Here is a 17,896-nt window from a genome sequence, read left to right as displayed (position 1 = left end):
TTAAAGTGACCGATTGATCAGGTCTAATTCTTGGATTTTCTGGTAATTCTTGGATTTGGGTAAGCTTTCAAGCATGTCTAGGTAACGTGGATTGTGGCAATCTGTTCCGAAAAGCCGGACCAAACCTCTTTCCAAAAGGGTCTCTGCAAAGTCTTTCACTGGCTTAGAATAAAATCCAGTAAGTGAGAGTAAATTCACTTGAAAAAGCAAGCTTCTATCTACCAGATCTTCAAGTAACTGCTTGTCGCCCAACAAATACTGGTATCTTTCAGGGTGTGCAAAAATAGGTTTATACCCGCTCATCTCTAATTGAAAAAGCGTCTCCAGGAGCATTTGGGGTCGGTTGATAAATCCTGTCTCCACCAAAATATAATTATCTCCGAAGGTCAGTATTTCCTCCCCGTCTTTGACTTTCTCCAAGAATATTTCATCCAAGTAATACTCCGCAGCGGCCTCAATTTCGATATTTATCCCAGCGGCCTTTACGCTTTTCCGAAGGTCTTCTAGCCCCATTCGGATGATTTCCGGGGTGTTTTTATAATACTCCGACATGATGTGTGGAGTGGTGATCAATTTGCGCAGACCAAAATCCGAAAGTCTGGAAATCAAATCCAGGGATTCCTGCATGCTTTTAGACCCATCGTCTATTCCTGGGATCAAATGCGAATGCATATCCACCTCTAGCCAGTCTAGCCTCAAAGGCTCGACTTCACTCGGCTTACTTCTGAAAATGTCAAAGAAATTCATTTTAAACTACCCTCCCTATCGATGAACTCTTGCAATGTGGGCCAAACCTCATCCTTTTCAGAAATCGTTGGCTCCCTTACTTCCCAATTAATTCCTAGATCAGGATCCTGCCAGAGTATACCTCCCTCGGATTCTTTGTGGTAATAATTGGAACACTTGTAAGCAAAAATTGAATCTTCCAACACGGAAAACCCATGTGCAAATCCCCTTGGAATATAAAGTTGATTGTTTTTTTCGGCGCTAAGTTCTACCACGACAGACTTCCCAAAAGTGCTGGAACCTTCGCGCAAATCCACCGCCACATCCAATACTCTCCCCTGAATCACCCGGACAAGTTTCGCTTGAGCATAGGGAGATCTTTGAAAATGCAAACCGCGGATTGTTCCTTTCTTGGAGCTCGACTGATTATCTTGAACCCAATTTTCTTCAATTCCTTCTGCTTTGAACCAATCTTGTCGAAACGACTCAAAAAAGTATCCTCTTGGGTCTTCGAAAATTCTTGGCAAAATCTCCAGAACACCCGGAATCGAAGTCTTTTTTATTTCTGTCATGAAGATTTACTCGAATAATCCACAAAATAACCATGCCTTTATTGAGTATCCTAATCTATTACCAAGAAATATGGCGAACTTTGTGAACCTAAATCCTTGTTAGCATCCTGTGTGGGCAAAGATTTATCAACCTACAAAACAACTAGTTAGGAACTCTATGGGGAAATTTTCAAGAAAGCTTCAGAAACTATACGATACTGCTCCCACCGTCCCTTCGGCGGTGCTAGTGAGTCTGATCGCTCAAGGACAATCGGATCGTGAAATCTCCGATAACCTCGATGAATTAGCTTTCTTAACAGAAACTTTGGGGGCAAATGCGATCTATCGCTTTACCCAAAGACTAGAAAAGCCAGATATCCGCACCTTCGTAGGAAGTGGAAAACTCGAAGAAATCAAAGCATACATCGAGCACTTTGAAGTAGATATGCTCATTTTCGATGATGATCTTTCTCCTTCGCAAATGCGGAATTTGGAAAACGAACTGAAGGTCAAAATCTATGATAGGTCACTCTTGATTTTAGATATTTTCCTTCAGCGAGCGCAAACTGCCCAAGCCAAAACTCAAGTGGAGCTGGCCAGATTTCAATATCTGCTTCCAAGACTTACCCGAATGTGGACTCACTTGGAGCGTCAGCGTGGTGGAACTTCCACTCGAGGTGGTGCTGGTGAAAAGGAAATCGAGACTGATAAGCGAGACATCCGAAATAAAATCACCTTGCTCAAAGCTAAACTTCGTCAAATTGAAAAGCAGGGGCATACCCAGCGAAAGGGAAGAGAAGGAATCGTGAGAGTCGCCTTGGTAGGGTACACCAATGTGGGTAAAAGCACATTGATGAATCTTATCACCAAATCTGACATCTTAGCTGAAAACAAGCTTTTTGCCACGGTGGATTCCACCGTACGGAAGGTGGTGTTGGATCGAATTCCATTTCTCCTTTCCGATACGGTAGGTTTTATCCGGAAGCTCCCCACTCACCTGATCGAGTCTTTTAAAAGTACTCTAGACGAAATCAGAGAAGCCGACTTGCTCGTCCATGTGGTGGATATTTCGCATCCTAACTTCGAAGATCACATTCAGGTGGTTCATCAAACCCTTCGTGAAATCAAGGCAGGAGATAAGCCAGAACTTTTGGTCTTTAACAAGATTGATCTCGTAGAGACCATGCCTTCGGAAGAAGCGATTCAACACATGACCGAAATAGAACTCCAAGAAGCAGATTTCAAGGATTTTGATGCGCTTTCAAATGCATACACCAAAAAAACCGGTATTGAGCCAGTATTTATGGCAGCCAATTCTGGAGATAATGTGGAGCTTTTCAGAAAACGCCTCACAGCTGAAGTGAAAAAACAACATCTAAAGATCTATCCACATTACTTAGAGCCCGAGGTGTACACTTGGGAAGAAGAAGAGGAAAAAGAAAACTAAAAAAGGCTCGAATGGAATTCATTCGAGCCTTTTGCTTTTAGAATCGCATGCTGACTCCTAGCAGGAAATTGGTACCGGCCTGCGGATAGTAGAAATTTTCAGTGATCAACTCCCTACCTGTATCACCAGGGATAAAGTAGCTGAAAGTATAGCCATTGGGCTCGTACATTTCATTGAAAATATTATTTACCAACAAATTCACTTCTAGACTTTTGAAAAAGCGAGGCTGTACTTTGTAGCTCACACGAATATCATTGGTGAAAAAGGCATCAAGCGCTCGGTTTTCATTTGAAGTATTGTCCAGAAACTGCTGTCCTACATACTTGCTCAGCCAGTTGATCGAAAGGTTCTCGACCGGACTATATTCGATAATTGCCGATGCTACAGTATTGGGTGAGAAAGCAATGTCGGTATCCGTATAGGCAAAGCTCTCCTGAGAGAAATCATCTCCACTGTAATCATCCACAAATTCAATAAAGAACGGAATCTTATTTCGGCTGAAAGCAACATTTCCACCCAGAGTCAGCTGTTTAGAAACCTGATAGGCTCCATCTAATTCAATCCCTATTCGGTGGGAATTCGGTACATTTTCACGGATATAAGCCCCCACATCATTGATCTGACCAGTAAGAATGAGCTGATCTTTATACTTCATGTAGTAGAAATTGGCATTATACGTGAACCTGCCACTTTGTGCTCGAACTCCTGCCTCTACATTATTCAATCGCTCAGGTCTTGGCACCTCGGTAATCGGATTATCGGTGAAGTCAGATCGAGTCGGCTCACGATTTGCCACGGCATAGCTTGCGTACCAGGTCTTCCCATCTTTTTCATAGCTCAGTCCAAACTTGGGATTGAAGAAGGTGTAATTCTCTTGGCCGTCCACGATCCGCTGATCGTCATTCACCCCAAAGAAAGAATAATCGATCCCTCTTACTTGAAGGTCTCCAAAAACATTAAATCCTGGCAGCACTTCATACGTGGCCTTAGCATAGATATTACGATCATCTTTCACGGCATTATTATCATAATAGCGCTCTCGGATATCGGTGTCGCCTGCCACTCTTGCCCAAATGATCTCACCAAAGTGATCTCCATCGTATCGATTGGCTCCTCCACCTAAAATGAAATCCAGTTTTCCATTGTCAGAGATATAATTCACCGAACCGACGAAACCATAGAAATCATTGTCCAGCCATCTCCTGCGAATGATATCTGTACTTGAGATGACTTCATCACCTATAGTCACATCAGGGAGTCCATAGCTGGCAAAGTCATCATCTTCCCGATATTGCTCAAAGTAGCCCCGTCCATAAGTATAGTGAAGTGCGAGGTTGGTTTTCCAATTCGTTCCAATTTTTCCAGTATAGATCAACTGGTAATGATCCTGCTGATAGTTATCCGTTTCGTTTTCATAGGTGTAAAAATTATCCGTTCGGTCGGTTTCCAGCTTGGATTCAGGAAGGCCCCACCAGGATTGATAGGTTTGCTCTGCTCCTGAGAAAATATTGAGCTTGATCACACTATTCTCTCCATAGTATCCACCTGACACGTAAAAGCTTTTGAGATCAGAAAATGCCCGATCCACGTAGCCATCCGAAGTGATTTTCGATAGTCGAGCATCAACTGCAAAGCGGTTATTGAGTAAGCCTGTTCCAGCTTTCACGGTATTTCTGAAGGTATTAAATGAACCCACACCACTTTGTACTTCCGCGTAGGCTTCATCTTGACGCGTATCGGTTTGGAAGTTTAGGCTGGCGCCAAAAGTCGCAGCACCATTGGTGGAAGTCCCCACCCCTCGTTGGATCTGTACATTGTCCACCGAGCTCGCAAAATCAGGCATATTCACCCAAAACACTCCATGAGATTCGGCATCATTCAGCGGAATGCCGTTAATGGTGGCATTGATTCGGGTTTGGTCCGTACCTCTGATTCTCAATCCTGTGTATCCCACTCCAGCACCAGCATCCGAATGGGAGACCACGGAAGGAGTGAAATTCAGGAGAATAGGAATATCCTGCCCAAGATTTCGTTTGGCAAGCTCTTCCTTATCTATGGTCTTGAAGGTGGTGGGCGTGGTAGATGAGGCTCTTGTCGCTGATACGATAAATTCCTCCGTCAACAAATCCCTAGACTCCAGCCGAACCTCCAAGTCCCCAGAATAGGGAATAGAGATGGATTCCTCATAGGTTTCATAACCTAGGTATGAAATCTTCAATCGTACTTCGCCGCTAGGCAACTTGGTTAAGGTGAAGCGACCACTTTCATCTGTGACGGCACCTCGGCCTGCTTTTTCTGTCCATACGGATGCTCCGATCAGAGGATCTCCGGTTTGGGCATCCAGTACTTTTCCGCTTAGCTTTTCTTGTGCCAAAGCAGCAAAACTCATCCAGCATAAAGCCAGAATTAAACTTAATTTTTTCATGATAATCTTCCCTTTCGGGATCATTTGAGTGAAACATGAGAAAACTCAAGGGAAGCTTTCCGTGATTGTTTACCCGATTTGCGAAAGCAATAGCAATGAATAGAAGGGTACCGCTTCGACTTCATTAAACTTTTACTTTTGCTTGCTCATTTCCCTTCGCCGGCATTACCCGGATCAGGTCGTATGGGTATGATCTCAGCCCGTTTTATTAAGGCACCCCTTATGATCTGGAAGCAAAAGTAAGTTGCAAAACTTGATTTTCAAGCCCCTTTCGCAAAAAATCCCAATCTGTGCTTAAGCAAAATTAGTATCTTCCACTTTGAACCTTTCCGCCTATGAAACTCTACAAACTCAAAGAAGCCACACTTCTAATTGTAAATGACAAAAATCTGCTTGGTCCTTCGCTAGACTGGGACAAGCTCTTAAGCCAAGAGCAGTTGAAAAATCACTTGCTCGAAGTATCATCTTCCTGGGAAAGCATTTCTCCTGAAAAGGTGCAAGAAAAAATAGACTCGGGAATCTTGGCTCCCATGGGTAATCAAGAAGTATGGGCAGCTGGAGTGACTTACTACCGCAGCCGGACCGCGAGAATGGAGGAATCAGAAGATTCAGGTGGGGCTACATTTTACGACAAGGTATACAACGCTGATCGCCCAGAGCTATTCTTTAAAGCCACTGCTTCGAGAGTTTCTAATCCGGGAGGCCAAGTGAATATCCGTAAGGATTCTACTTGGGACGTACCCGAGCCCGAACTCACGCTGGTAATCTCTCCCAAAGGGAAAATTCAAGGGTTTACTATTGGTAATGACATGAGTAGCCGAAGCATCGAGGGAGAAAACCCACTTTATTTGCCCCAAGCAAAAGTCTATGAAGGATGTGCTGCGATTGGGCCTTGCCTTTTGATTCAAGACGAGATTGCTGAAAACACGGAAATCAAACTAGAAATTCATAGAAATGGGACGTTTGAGGCTGGAGGAAGTACAGACCTTACCCAATTGAAGCGCAAGCCGAAGGAACTAGCTGAGTGGCTTTATCGAGCTAATACTTTTCCAATCGGCTGTCTGATGATGACTGGAACGGGTATTGTTCCTGATGGATTTACCCTTAAAGAAGGCGATCTAGTGAAGATTTCAATTACAGGAATTGGAACACTAGAAAACGTGGTGGGGCTAATTTAATCCTGAATCCCATGTCCCCGAATTTAACCGAATGGAAGTCTACAGGCCTAGAAATCCATCTCAATGGAAGTAAGATTTTCTACCAAAAATCTGGAAAAGGAGAGGTGATTTTTTGCATACATGGATTTCCCACGGCGTCTTTTGATTTTTTGCCAATCTGGAAAGACCTCTCTGAGAATTTTCAACTAATCGCTCCAGATTTAATTGGCTTGGGCTTCTCGGATAAACCGGATCAACCTATTTCTGTAGCAGATCAGGCCGATATGATTGAGTCGCTTTGCTTGGCTGAAAATATTTCTTCTGCCCACTTGCTGGCTCATGATTTAGGAGATACCGTGGCTCAAGAACTCCTGGCCCGAAGTCTAGAGGGTAAAAGTAAAGTGACATGGAAATCTTGTGTTTTATTGAATGGCGGACTATTCCCAGAGACCCACAGACCACTTTTGATTCAAAAATTATTGATTTCTCCAATCGGAAAATGGGTAGCGAAACTTACAAGAAAAAAGACTTTCCGAAAGAGTATGAATCGCATTTTCAGCAATTCATATCCCCCATCTGAAGAATTGATTGAGGACTTTTGGTATTTGCTGAATTACAAGGATGGGGTGCGTGTGCTTCCCAGGTTGATTCGATACATGTCGGAGCGAAGCGCCAAACGATCCAGATGGGTTGGAGCGCTACAAAACTCAACTATCCCCATTCGATTAATTAATGGAAATCAAGACCCAGTTTCTGGCCTCCATATGGCCCATAGGTATGCCGAGCTAATTCCTTCTCCAGATATCTGTCACCTTCCTGACGCAGGCCATTATCCCCACGTGGAAGTTCCCAAGGAAGTCCTGAAACACATCCTAGGTTTTTTGAATTCAAAAAAATCAACTTGATCTTTTTACTCAGCTCTTTTCCCGCTTTTTCCTAACTTAACATTGTATGGCCTACGATCAATACTTAGCCGAAAGAATAGAACGGGTCCTTTCTGAAAGAAAAGCTCTTTTTTACCAAAAAAAGATGATGGGAGGATTGGTCTTTATGGTAGACGACAAAATGTGCATTGGCATTGCCAGAGACAAAAAGACCCAAGAAGATCGCATCATGGCTCGAATCGGAGAGGAGGCCCAAGTGAAAAATGAAAAGAGGCTTGGGTGCAGACCCATGGAATTTACAGGCCGGCCTATGAAGGACTTTGTTTTCATTTACCCGGAGGGATATGACAATGAAGAGGATTTGGAGTTTTGGGTAGACCTTGCTTTGGCCTTTAATCCAAAAGCCAAAAAAAGCAAAGGAAGATAATGATCTTATAAGATCTTTCCTTTGATTTTTCTCAAGGATTTCCTTCTCGAAAATCCAAAATGCATCTGTACGAAGGCAAATCAAACTTCAAATTGACTTTTTGAATCTTTTTTCAATTTAATAGTAAAGTAATTGGACGATCTCAAATTCAAATGAGGACTAAAAATCAGTCTATAAACACCCCTAGAAGCCTTGATGACCTCACTTCGAGAAAATCTGACAATCATTAGTGGGTTTTAAACCAAAACCCACTATTCAACCGTACAATAGTCCAAATATCTAATTCATGAAACCATTTCTAACTATCCTCGCCTTAACACTGGTCCTTGCTTCCTGCACGGAAAATGAAAATCCTGCTCAACCAAGTTCTGAGATTTGGAGCCTGGAAGGTTATACTTGTACTTTTTGTCTGAATCCAGATGAATTCGTTGCTGTGACAGATACCACTTATTATTATACTTTTCGCCCCGATAGCACATTTTCTAAAACCTTGGGGAGCCTGCAGCTCAATGGTACTTTTTATAAATATTCAGAGATGGATGGGAGAGAGTATCTCCATTTGCAGTATAGCGAGGCTTCCTCTAATTTAAATCTTGATAGCTCTTCAGATTATTTTGGCACGATTCACTTTTGTGGCCAAGATTTCGAACCCATACTTATTCGAGAAGATGGTAAGTTAATGGGTTCTTGGGGAGCATGCGACGGCCCTAATCTAGTATTCAGGAAAGAGGATAGTACTGGAAATAGCTTTATTTTCTAAATTCACTGTATGAGTGAATGGGTTCAACGACAGCTTAAACTTCCAGTCTTTTCTTCAGGATACCACTTGATTACAGACCGGATCTTAGAAGTAATTCCGGAAATTCGTAACATCAAGACTGGCTTTCTTCAAATTTTCATTCAGCATACTTCTGCAGCCTTAACAATCAATGAAAATGCAGATCCTACCGTACGGCGAGATTTTCAAACCTTTGTTAACGAATTAATTCCAGAAAATTACCCGCGCTTTATTCACACCTATGAGGGCCCTGACGACATGCCTGCCCACATCAAAGCCAGTTTTTTTGATACCCAATTACAAATCCCAATTCAAAATGGACGACTTGCCCTTGGGACTTGGCAGGGAGTTTATTTATGTGAGTTTCGGACCTATGCAAGTCCAAGAAATTTGGTCTTAACCGCCTTTGGCGAAATTTTTTAGACTTTAAAAGCCCAGTACATACTTCTAATTCACCACTGATATAAATCAGGCAAAGGCTTCTGATAGTTCAGGTATTTTTGCCCTGATGACCCTTAGAGTTCCGCTTTCCTTTTTTCTTGTTTTGTGTCTTTTCCATGCTTCTTCCAGCCTAATGGCCCAGGATCAGGGACAATCCAATGCATTCGCTTTTAAACTGAGGGAGCCTATCAAACTTGATGGTGTACTTGATGAAGCGATTTGGCAGGATGCTGAGGGATGGAATACGGATTTCATGCAGTATTTCCCATCTGATACTTCACGCGCTGAGGTCCAGACTCGAATCAAAGTTGCCTTTGATGATGAAAACCTATACTTGGCGGCTGAAATGATGAACCGAGGAGATCGTGACTACGTGTCCACCTCTTTGAGACGAGATTATCGAGGGGAGCAAAATGACGGAGTGACTTTCGTCTTTGATACCTTTAATGACAAGACAAACGCTTTTCAGTTTGGGGTAAATCCATATGGAGTACAGCGAGAAGGCCTTTTGGCCAATGGAGGAAACCGGGGTACGGATTTGAGTCTAGCCTGGGATAATAAATGGTATTCGGAGGCCACGATCCTGGATGATCGATGGGTGGTGGAAGCCATCATTCCATTGGCCACCCTGAGATTTAAGGATGGAGGTCAAAACTGGAATGTCAATTTCTACAGAATCGATAGTGACACCGGTGAGCGCAGTACGTGGTCTCCAATTCCCCGAAATTTTTCGATTATTTCTTTGGCTTTCAGCCGAAAGCTGATTTTTGAAGAACCTCTAAAGAAGACTTCTGCCAATATTTCCATCATTCCTTATATCGCAGGAGGAACTTCAAAGAATTTTCTGGAAGGAACAGAGGAAAAATTCTCCCCTTCTTTTGGAGGCGATGCAAAAGTGGGAATAGGTCCTGCATTGAATCTAGACCTGACAGTGAATCCGGATTTTTCGCAGGTAGAAGTGGACGAACAGGTAACCAATCTGGATCGATTTGAAATCTTTTTCCCAGAAAGAAGGCAGTTTTTCCTAGAAAATGGGGATCTGTTTGCAGACTTTGGGCATCCGCTGGCCCGACCTTTTTTCTCCAGAAGAATAGGTGTGGCACGTGATGAAAACACGGGTCAAAATGTGCAAAATCAGATTCTCTACGGAGCGAGACTCTCAGGAAAGGTCACAGACGACTGGAGAGTGGGACTGATGAATATGCAAACGGCCAATGATGAAGATGCGGGAATTGTCGGAAATAATTTCAGCGTGGCCGCTATTCAGCGTAAAGTCTTCAACCGATCGAACATTGGGTTCATTTTCGTAGATCGAGAGACCTTGTCTCCCAATGAAAGCCAAAACGTATTTGATCCGGACGAATCCAATCGTCTGCTGGGCTTAGAATATAACCTTGCCTCTGCGGATGGCAAATGGACCGGCAAAGCCTTTTATCATCGCACCTTTGAAAAAGAGGATCGAAACAGCCCTAGGACCTTCAATGCCTACGTACTCTACAGTGATTTACACTGGAACTGGAGCATCAGCTACCTAGACATCGGAGAGGGATATAATCCGGAAGTAGGTTTCGTACCTAGGGTGAATTACAAGCGACTCAATCCCGATATCGGTTACAACTTCTTTCCGCAAAGTAGAATCATCAATCGACACGGTCCAACCATGGAATACGAATTGCGATTCAATGAGGAGCTGGGCACCACAGATCGGGATTTCAACATAGGCTATCAGGTTCGTTTTCAGTCGCTAGCTCAATTGGAAGTGACCCAGAAAAATCGATATATCTATTTATTCAATGATTTCGACCCAACAAGAACTGGGGGAGAGCCTTTACTTGCAGGCACAGATTACTACAATAACACCGTGGAGCTTCGCTTCCAAAGCGATCCACGCAAAGCCTTCAATATCCAAGTAAACTCTGAATTTGGAGAATATTTTACAGGGAAAATCACCTCTATCCGTAGCCAGCTTGGCATCCGTATGGGCTATACGGCAAATATTGGAATGAATTTCAGCTACAACCGAATCCGTCTTCCAGAGCCTCAGAATGATGCGGACCTTCTTTTGGTAGGTCCTCGAATCGATTTAACTTTCAGCAAGAGCCTTTTCTGGACGACCTTTATCCAGTACAACAATCAGATCGAAAATATCAATATCAACACCAGACTTCAGTGGAGATTTGCTCCGGTATCTGACTTCTTCCTAGTATATACAGATAATTATTTCCCTGATACTTTCGCTCCAAAACAGCGTAGTCTGGTGCTAAAGCTGAATTATTGGCTGAATATTTAAGGTTCTTAACTTTATTAAATCTTAGTATTCTGATAAGTTAAGTTGGTCATTAAAGAATGATTACCTGAGCGAAAAGTATACCTGCAAGGAAAAAGCTCAGAGCGGATAGCTAAAAATCTCCATTTCTTTTCAGCTTTTAGTCTGAGTCAATAAGAAAAAACTACGTTTAATTTTTACTCGCCTCCACTCGCACTTTTGCTCCAGACATCAAAAATCGTCTATATCCATTTTGAGTGTCTACATTGACTTCCTTACCGAGTAGCTTCACTCTTTTATCAAAATCTTCAGGGATTTCTACGGAGATTCCCCATTTTTTCTCGGTCTGACTGATCTCTATGGCTATGGCATCTCCATCTCGCTCGAAGGTCATGGAAATCTCATTATCGCCAATTTTCACTTTTTCTATCTTGGCTTCTTCCCAATCACTCGGCATCTGAGGACGGATGTAAATTACCCGATTAGCCGCATCGGGCTGTATCCCAAAAAACTGCATGACGATCGGTACGGCAAAGCTATACAGATTCCAAGCCTGGGTAAACATCCCATAATCAGGAGAAACCTCATAAATAGATCCTGGCATTGCAAAACCAAAGCTTCGAGTCATCCGCTTCAGGTAGTCCAGGGCCGCATCCGGATTTCCATACTTGTTTTCACCTATGGCTTGTACGCCTGTGGGAAGAGTCATTACCGCTCCGGTATAAGAAAAAATCTGACTTCCCTTGAAGGTTCCATCCTCATTTTCCGCTAGTTCATCCCGATCTATTCCAGTTACAAAGACTCCAAAAGGATTCGTATACTTTCTGCCAGTCTCCAAGGCAATTTTGGCCTTTTCAGGATCTGCCACCCCAACTTCCATGGGCGTATTCACCACCCAATTGTGGTACAGGACAATACCTTGTTTTTGGTCCTTGGGCAATGTGGATAACTTGGCCTGAGTCGCTCGTAATTCCTCCACCGCCCAAGGCTTATTGAGCGTATCGGCCCGAATAATCGCTCCCTCAATCAAATGAAGAGCCTCTTCCGTCGTTCCTATGAAATCCGCATAACTACCAAATTCCGGAACCCAAAAGTCTGTATTTATCGTCTCGGCTAGGGTATTTGCAGTCTGTTGATAACTTTGGGCCAACTCGCTTTTTCCCAAAATCTCAGCCATTTGCGCCGCATCAGCAAAGGCTTTGTAACTATAAACCGCCACGTCAATCATTTCTGATTCCAATCCATGAATTTCCATCATGCCATAGCCATCGGCCAGCAAATTTCCATCCTGATCATTTTCCTCCAGAAGCCAGTTTAGTCCCTTCTCGATCAGGGGGAAATACTTTTCCAATAAGGCTCGATCTCCAGTCCAGCGATAAACTTCCCAAACCGTTGAGGCAAATTGTGGGGTCTCATTGATATTTCCTGGATTGAAAACCACTGCATTGGTGGACACTTCGTGCACAATGCGCCCATTTCCATTTTCTAGTTCGGATAGCTCGGACAATAAATCGAGCGTTTCATAAACCAAATCCTTTCTACCCGTGGCGATCAGTCCCTGAATCGTGTATTCACTATCCACCCCAAACCACCAAGGATAATCCGGCAAACCTGCTCCAAAGCCTCTACCTACTCCTGGAACATCCCGAATCAACCAATCGGTATTGTACTTCGTCCATTCATAGGCTTTTTGAAGTGCTGCATCGGGAATGGTGATTTTTGAAAGAGCAAAAAGCTCCTCGTACCGAGCCTTTTTGTCAAACCAATCCTCTACATAATTTGCCTTGAGGGAAGCTAAGGTTTCCAAAGCTTTGAGTTCGCTTCGATCAGAGCCTGCTATAAAAATGGGGAGTACCTTAGTTTCCCCCGATTCTAAGGTTAGGCCAGTACTAAACCCAGACTTCACACCAAACTCACCGGCGCTTTCCACTGTGCAACTCGGCCTAGCTTCTTCAAGCTCGAAATCCGCTGAGCTTCCCCAAACAGCAAACCAATCATTTTCTGAGTCTTTGGCGGTAAAGGTGCCGGTCATTGCTTCGAACGTCACCTGATCCGGACTATCAATCATCCCACTTTTTTCACCAAGCCAAACGGGTCTCAGGTCTACATTTGCCTCAAAATAGAAATCAAAATTCTGGACTTGCTCTGATTGATTTTCGAAGCGGAAAAGCACAATAATTCCCTCTTTTCCATCGGAAACAAATTGTACACGATCTACTTGTATCCCGATTAATAAATTCCCGAATTCATGCTTGTTGGCAAAAGGATAATTGTAAAAAGCCTCAGCCTTATCTAGACAAACAGTTTCTTCAGCAGTACCCAGAGACGCCGTAAACCCATCCATCAGCTTGATAGGATGCATCCAGAGTCCACCCATTTCACCTTCCACGTGCCAGCCCAAATCTGGAAAAGTTCCGTCCTGATGCCCTACCATATAAAACCTATCTCCAGCTGTGACATAGGGGCTAGCCAAGTACTCCGCTTTTCCTTTGAACTCTTCCTGATCGCTGAGGTCCTCAAAGATCAAGTACTCCGGATTCTGAATTGGCCCACAGGCAAAGGTCAGTAAGCAGATAAGTAAATAGATGTTCTTATTCATATTTAATGTAATTCTTCGAATTTTCTTTAAGTGTCTGAAATACAAGCTAGAAAATGATCAATGACAGGTTTGGGAGGATGAAAAGTGATTTTTTCATAACAGCTTCATTCACTGCTGAAATTACTGAAAAAAGCTTTACATATTTTTTCAAATTAACCTCAAACACTTCCCTTACACAGTCTGTTGAGCCCACATGAAGTATGGAAGATCCGTCGTCTGGTTTCGAAATGATCTGAGGGTCAGAGATAACGAAACCCTCACCAGAGCCCTTGCCCAGAGTAAGGAGGTGATTCCTGTATTCTGTATTGATCCTAGAAGTTTTGCAACCACAAATCTAGGATTCCCAAAAATGGGTGAGCTACGCAAGAAATTCCTTCTGGAATCCATCCTAAATCTCAAAGAAAGTCTGCAAAACCTAAATGCAGATCTAATTATTCTAACAGGACATCCCGAAGAGATATTAACAAGCTTTACGGAGCAACATGGGGCACAAGCGATCTTCTTTTCCGAAGAAGTAACGGCGGAAGAAGTAAAAATCGAACATCAACTTGAAAAAAAGGCCTGGTCAAAAGGTATTGCAACGGAAAGTTTTTGGCAAAGCACGCTTTATCATATTGATGACCTGCCTATGCCGGTATCTCAATTACCGGAGGTTTTCACTCAATTTCGAAAGTCTGTAGAAAAGTTATCAAGCATCCGTCGGGCTGAAGACATTCCAAAGACGATCAATTTTCCTCGAAAGGACGTAAAAGCAACCGAGGTAGATATACAAAAAGAATACGGACTCGAGAAGTTCCCGTCATTGCCAAACAAAGTGATGAAGTTTGATGGTGGAGAATGCAGTGGCATGGAGCGACTTGGGTCCTATTTTTGGAAACAGGACCTCCTAAAGATTTACAAAGAGACCCGCAATGGGCTTTTGGGGTTGGACTACAGTTCAAAATTTTCTCCTTGGCTGGCTCTGGGATGTATTTCTCCACGATCCATCTTTTGGGAAGTAAAACGCTACGAAAAAGAGCGAAAAAAGAATCAAAGTACCTATTGGTTAGTATTTGAATTGATTTGGAGAGACTATTTCCGATTCATTTGCAAAAAACATGGTAACAAGGTCTTTCAAATAGAAGGCATCAAAAATCAAGGGGACTCCTGGCGTCGAGATAGTGCTGATTTTCAGCGCTGGTGTGAGGGGAAGACAGGAGTCCCATTTGTAGATGCCAATATGCGTGAGTTAAATACCACCGGTTTTATGTCTAATCGTGGTAGGCAAAATGTGGCCAGTTTTCTAGTGAATGATCTAAACATTGATTGGACTTGGGGGGCAAGTTATTTCGAAAGTAAGTTGATCGATTACGACGTTTGTTCCAATTGGGGCAATTGGATGTACGTAGGAGGAGTGGGAAATGATCCGAGAGAAAACCGTTATTTCAATATCATTCGTCAAGCGAGAAACTATGATCGAAACGGAGATTTTGTCAGGTTTTGGATCCCTGAATTAGCAAGTATTGAGGGATTTGATATTCATCAACCGCAGGAGCTTCCAGCTAATATTTTAAGGTCCAAACGAATAGAATTAGGAAAAACCTATCCAGAGGCAATGGTGGAGATGGAAAAGTGGATGTAGGATAGGATGCCCCCGGAGTTTACACTTCGGGGGTTATTTTTTTAATTTACTTTCTTCCTTACTCAAAAAATTACGCTTCCAAAAAACGAAATACCAAATGGTATAGAAAACCAGTGCATTCAGAAAAACTTTGAGCCATACTCCTACATCTAGCAATTGAGTGAAATCAAATCTCAACTCTGGATATACGTAGGCTTCGGAGATTAAAAACAACCCAATATACAATAGCATAAAGGGCCAACTACTCTTCAAATATTTTTGCAGGTTTTTCATTTTAAGGATAGACAAACCTCAACTCACTAAAATCAGCTGGAATCATCTTCTCTCTCGAAGTCTCTATTTCATATAAATAATCCCCAAGCTCCGCGAAGAATGGGAAAGCGATCGAATCGTATTCGTAGAGATCATCATTGAGTGTCTCATCCTCATTCACATAAATCACCGCACTGACAAAAAACTCAACTCCTTTATCCAAATCCACATAATAGCTCGCATCCAAGAGATGTCCATAAGCCTGACCGGTTTTGTTGAATAATCTCAGATTTTTTGCCACCGGATTTTTATCATTGCCATCGAGATAAAACTTCGAGTAAGTATCCCAATATTCCGACTGAGGATAATTCGGATAATCGCTTTCTCCCGGCATCATGCTCATGTATTTAAGAACGAGATTTCGGTGCTCCTCATTTAAGTTGAACCGCTCTGAATCGGGAAATGCCAATGGAAAAATAATGCGCTGCACCGTACCATGAAGATCCGATAAGGCAAATTTATTCTTGAAGGTAAACTCCATGCCCTCCTCCATCAAGGAATCCCCACTGTAATAGGCCCTCCCAATCACCGGAACTTCTGCATTGGAATAGATTCTTTCTTCCTTCCGAGCCGGTAATTCATGGATAAGCTCTCCTTCACCATCCACAAATCGGATCGGGTTGAACATACGGTTTTCCTCAGGAGAGGCAGCAAAACTCAATCTGTGATTGATAACGGTATTAGCCAAGCCTTTTTCAGCCATTTTCCGATTGATATAATCTTGACCAAGGAGCTCATAAAGCCGATTGTAAGCATCATTATCTGAGACCAAAAGGATTTTTTTGATGTACTGTGCAATGCTAGGCAAGCTATCGGCAGCAGAGTAATCCACAAGAGCAGGAACTTGGGATGGGTGAATTGAATCTGTCAACATGATGGTATTTACATCCAGACCTTCAATGTCTTGCTCCCCTAGCCACTCCAAAGCCAAAATCGCTACCGGCAATTTCACCGTACTTGCGGGGTAGAAATATCGCTCATCATCCAGGTTGAAACTGAAATCGGTCATCAATGGATTTCTATGCTCATTTCGCTCAATCTGCGTATAAAGAATCTGCACCTTATACTTGTCCTTATTCTCCAAAACCTGACTGAGCACCGGATATTTTTCCAAGCCATCTTCAAACGGCACAGGTGTTTTGGGCTGGCAAGCGATGATCAGACTAAAAATAAATAGGTAGAGATAGTTTTTCATAAGGATTAGAGGGAAGCAAGTTTTTCTAATTCTGCACTCAATAAGTCAAGGTCTTCAGCTTCATGAAATGCTGAAACAACAATTCGGTTGATTTTAGGGTCTGAAGCTGTAGGATAAGGAAAAGAGGAAGTGATGAAAAGGGCTTTTTCCAATTTTTCAGCCCAATGATCTTCAGAATAAATAAATACTGGAAAAGCTTCAGAACCTTTAATTTGAGGGATTTTGGTCGTTTTTTCAAAAAATGCTTTCACATTTGTGGATAACTTTTTCCTTTGCGAAGCATAAACTTCCTGACTGTGGATAAATCCATACAAATAGCCGGGAGGGCAAGGTGAAGCTCCTCCATATATTCTGAGCGAAAGCACTTTTTCTTGGACAGCTTTGGAACAAAGGATAATCCCAGCAGGCAGACCCAAGCCTTTACCCAAAGAGCCTGATACCAATACTTCTGCGGGCAGACTTTTCAACTTTGCGTAGCTACCAAAAATGCCCTTACCAAGTACTCCAAAGGCATGACTGTCATCAATCAAAATACTAAGCTGATGCTTCGCCCCAATTTTGGCAATCCACGCATAGTCATGAACACGACTGGTCAGGGGATCCACCGCATTGCCTAGAATCAATATTTTTCGAGAACTCAAACTGGCAGATTTCTCCAGACATTCTTCTTGCCAACTTTCAAATGATTGCTGGATATCTGGAATCAAATCTGTGGGAAGGATGGCCGGATGTGTATCAGGCGCGACCCAAACTTCGTCTGCATCCATACAGATCTGCAAGGCTGCACTGCCAGCCAAATACCCCGAACTCATTACAATTGCGGAATCTGCCTCGGCCTGTACGGCAAAAAAACTCTCAAATTCATCGTAAATAGACAGCCTCACATTGTTGCTGCGGCTCTGTCCATGGCTGAGCCCGTGAATCCGAATTCCTTCAATTACTTTTTCCTGAAAGGTCTCAGACAAGCCCATCCCCAAATAGGATGTCCCGCTGAAATAGCGATAGCTTTTTCCCTGATAATGAATAAATCGATCGATCCTTTGATCCAGGTTGAAAGTATGCAAGAG

At 42.9% G+C, this 17,896-nt stretch carries 14 protein-coding genes and 1 riboswitch; of the genes, 8 read left to right on the top strand and 6 right to left on the bottom strand.

Annotated elements, in window-relative coordinates:
* Positions 1 to 747: a tyrosine-protein phosphatase gene (locus ACFOSV_RS07870; protein ID WP_377905129.1), complete on the bottom strand. Its 747-nt coding sequence runs from the start codon at positions 745 to 747 to the stop codon at positions 1 to 3.
* A complete protein-coding gene (gene rfbC, locus ACFOSV_RS07865; protein ID WP_377905127.1) occupies positions 744 to 1,298 on the bottom strand; it encodes a dTDP-4-dehydrorhamnose 3,5-epimerase in 555 nt (184 codons plus the stop codon). The genes ACFOSV_RS07870 and rfbC overlap by 4 nt, the downstream gene beginning before the upstream one ends.
* A 157-nt stretch (positions 1,299 to 1,455) precedes the next feature.
* Between rfbC and hflX the strand changes: the two genes are divergently transcribed.
* The gene (hflX, locus tag ACFOSV_RS07860; protein WP_377905125.1) at positions 1,456 to 2,724 is read left to right on the top strand and encodes a GTPase HflX; all 1,269 of its coding nucleotides are present in this window, start codon (positions 1,456 to 1,458) and stop codon (positions 2,722 to 2,724) included.
* A 37-nt stretch (positions 2,725 to 2,761) separates the two neighbouring features.
* On the opposite strand, the gene ACFOSV_RS07855 is transcribed toward hflX, so the two are convergent.
* A complete protein-coding gene (locus ACFOSV_RS07855) occupies positions 2,762 to 5,149 on the bottom strand; it encodes a TonB-dependent receptor (protein ID WP_377905123.1) in 2,388 nt (795 codons plus the stop codon).
* 134 nt (positions 5,150 to 5,283) lie between these two features.
* A riboswitch (TPP riboswitch) is annotated at positions 5,284 to 5,380 on the bottom strand.
* A 104-nt stretch (positions 5,381 to 5,484) separates the two neighbouring features.
* Here ACFOSV_RS07855 and ACFOSV_RS07850 point away from each other — a divergent pair.
* The 6 genes from ACFOSV_RS07850 (at position 5,485) to ACFOSV_RS07825 (ending at position 11,126) form a co-directional block, all read left to right on the top strand.
* Positions 5,485 to 6,327 (top strand): fumarylacetoacetate hydrolase family protein, encoded by an 843-nt coding sequence (locus ACFOSV_RS07850; RefSeq protein ID WP_377905121.1) that lies wholly within the window; start codon positions 5,485 to 5,487, stop codon positions 6,325 to 6,327.
* Positions 6,328 to 6,338: 11 nt separating this feature from the next.
* Positions 6,339 to 7,211, top strand: a complete 873-nt coding sequence (locus ACFOSV_RS07845) for an alpha/beta fold hydrolase (RefSeq protein ID WP_377905119.1) — start codon at positions 6,339 to 6,341, stop codon at positions 7,209 to 7,211.
* Positions 7,212 to 7,257: 46 nt separating this feature from the next.
* Positions 7,258 to 7,617 carry a TfoX/Sxy family protein gene (locus ACFOSV_RS07840; RefSeq protein WP_377905117.1) on the top strand — a complete coding sequence of 120 codons (360 nt, stop codon included), beginning with the start codon at positions 7,258 to 7,260 and terminating at the stop codon, positions 7,615 to 7,617.
* Between the two features lie 286 nt (positions 7,618 to 7,903).
* Complete coding sequence (locus ACFOSV_RS07835) at positions 7,904 to 8,377, top strand: hypothetical protein (protein ID WP_377905115.1); 474 nt, start codon at positions 7,904 to 7,906, stop codon at positions 8,375 to 8,377.
* 9 nt (positions 8,378 to 8,386) lie between these two features.
* Positions 8,387 to 8,818: a secondary thiamine-phosphate synthase enzyme YjbQ gene (locus ACFOSV_RS07830; RefSeq protein WP_377905113.1), complete on the top strand. Its 432-nt coding sequence runs from the start codon at positions 8,387 to 8,389 to the stop codon at positions 8,816 to 8,818.
* Between the two features lie 151 nt (positions 8,819 to 8,969).
* Positions 8,970 to 11,126, top strand: a complete 2,157-nt coding sequence (locus tag ACFOSV_RS07825; RefSeq protein WP_377905111.1) for a DUF5916 domain-containing protein — start codon at positions 8,970 to 8,972, stop codon at positions 11,124 to 11,126.
* Positions 11,127 to 11,292: 166 nt separating this feature from the next.
* Here the strand turns inward: ACFOSV_RS07825 and ACFOSV_RS07820 are convergent, their stop codons facing one another.
* Complete coding sequence (locus tag ACFOSV_RS07820) at positions 11,293 to 13,701, bottom strand: alpha-L-rhamnosidase-related protein (RefSeq protein ID WP_377905109.1); 2,409 nt, start codon at positions 13,699 to 13,701, stop codon at positions 11,293 to 11,295.
* Between the two features lie 193 nt (positions 13,702 to 13,894).
* On the opposite strand from ACFOSV_RS07820, the gene ACFOSV_RS07815 reads away from it, so the two are divergent.
* Complete coding sequence (locus ACFOSV_RS07815) at positions 13,895 to 15,322, top strand: DASH family cryptochrome (protein WP_377905107.1); 1,428 nt, start codon at positions 13,895 to 13,897, stop codon at positions 15,320 to 15,322.
* A gap of 274 nt (positions 15,323 to 15,596) precedes the next feature.
* Here the strand turns inward: ACFOSV_RS07815 and ACFOSV_RS07810 are convergent, their stop codons facing one another.
* Together ACFOSV_RS07810 and ACFOSV_RS07805 are read right to left on the bottom strand one after the other, a co-directional pair.
* Entirely contained in the window at positions 15,597 to 16,829 is a 1,233-nt protein-coding gene (locus ACFOSV_RS07810; RefSeq protein WP_377905105.1) for a serine hydrolase, read from the bottom strand.
* 5 nt (positions 16,830 to 16,834) lie between these two features.
* Positions 16,835 to 17,893 carry an aminotransferase class I/II-fold pyridoxal phosphate-dependent enzyme gene (locus tag ACFOSV_RS07805; RefSeq protein ID WP_377905103.1) on the bottom strand — a complete coding sequence of 353 codons (1,059 nt, stop codon included), beginning with the start codon at positions 17,891 to 17,893 and terminating at the stop codon, positions 16,835 to 16,837.
* Positions 17,894 to 17,896: the final 3 nt, after the last annotated feature.

The sequence above is a fragment of the Algoriphagus namhaensis genome (genome assembly GCF_042649705.1).
Classification (GTDB): Bacteria; Bacteroidota; Bacteroidia; order Cytophagales; family Cyclobacteriaceae; genus Algoriphagus; species Algoriphagus namhaensis.
Note: the sequence above shows the minus strand (reverse complement) of the source record. Positions and strands in the feature narration are given on the sequence as shown.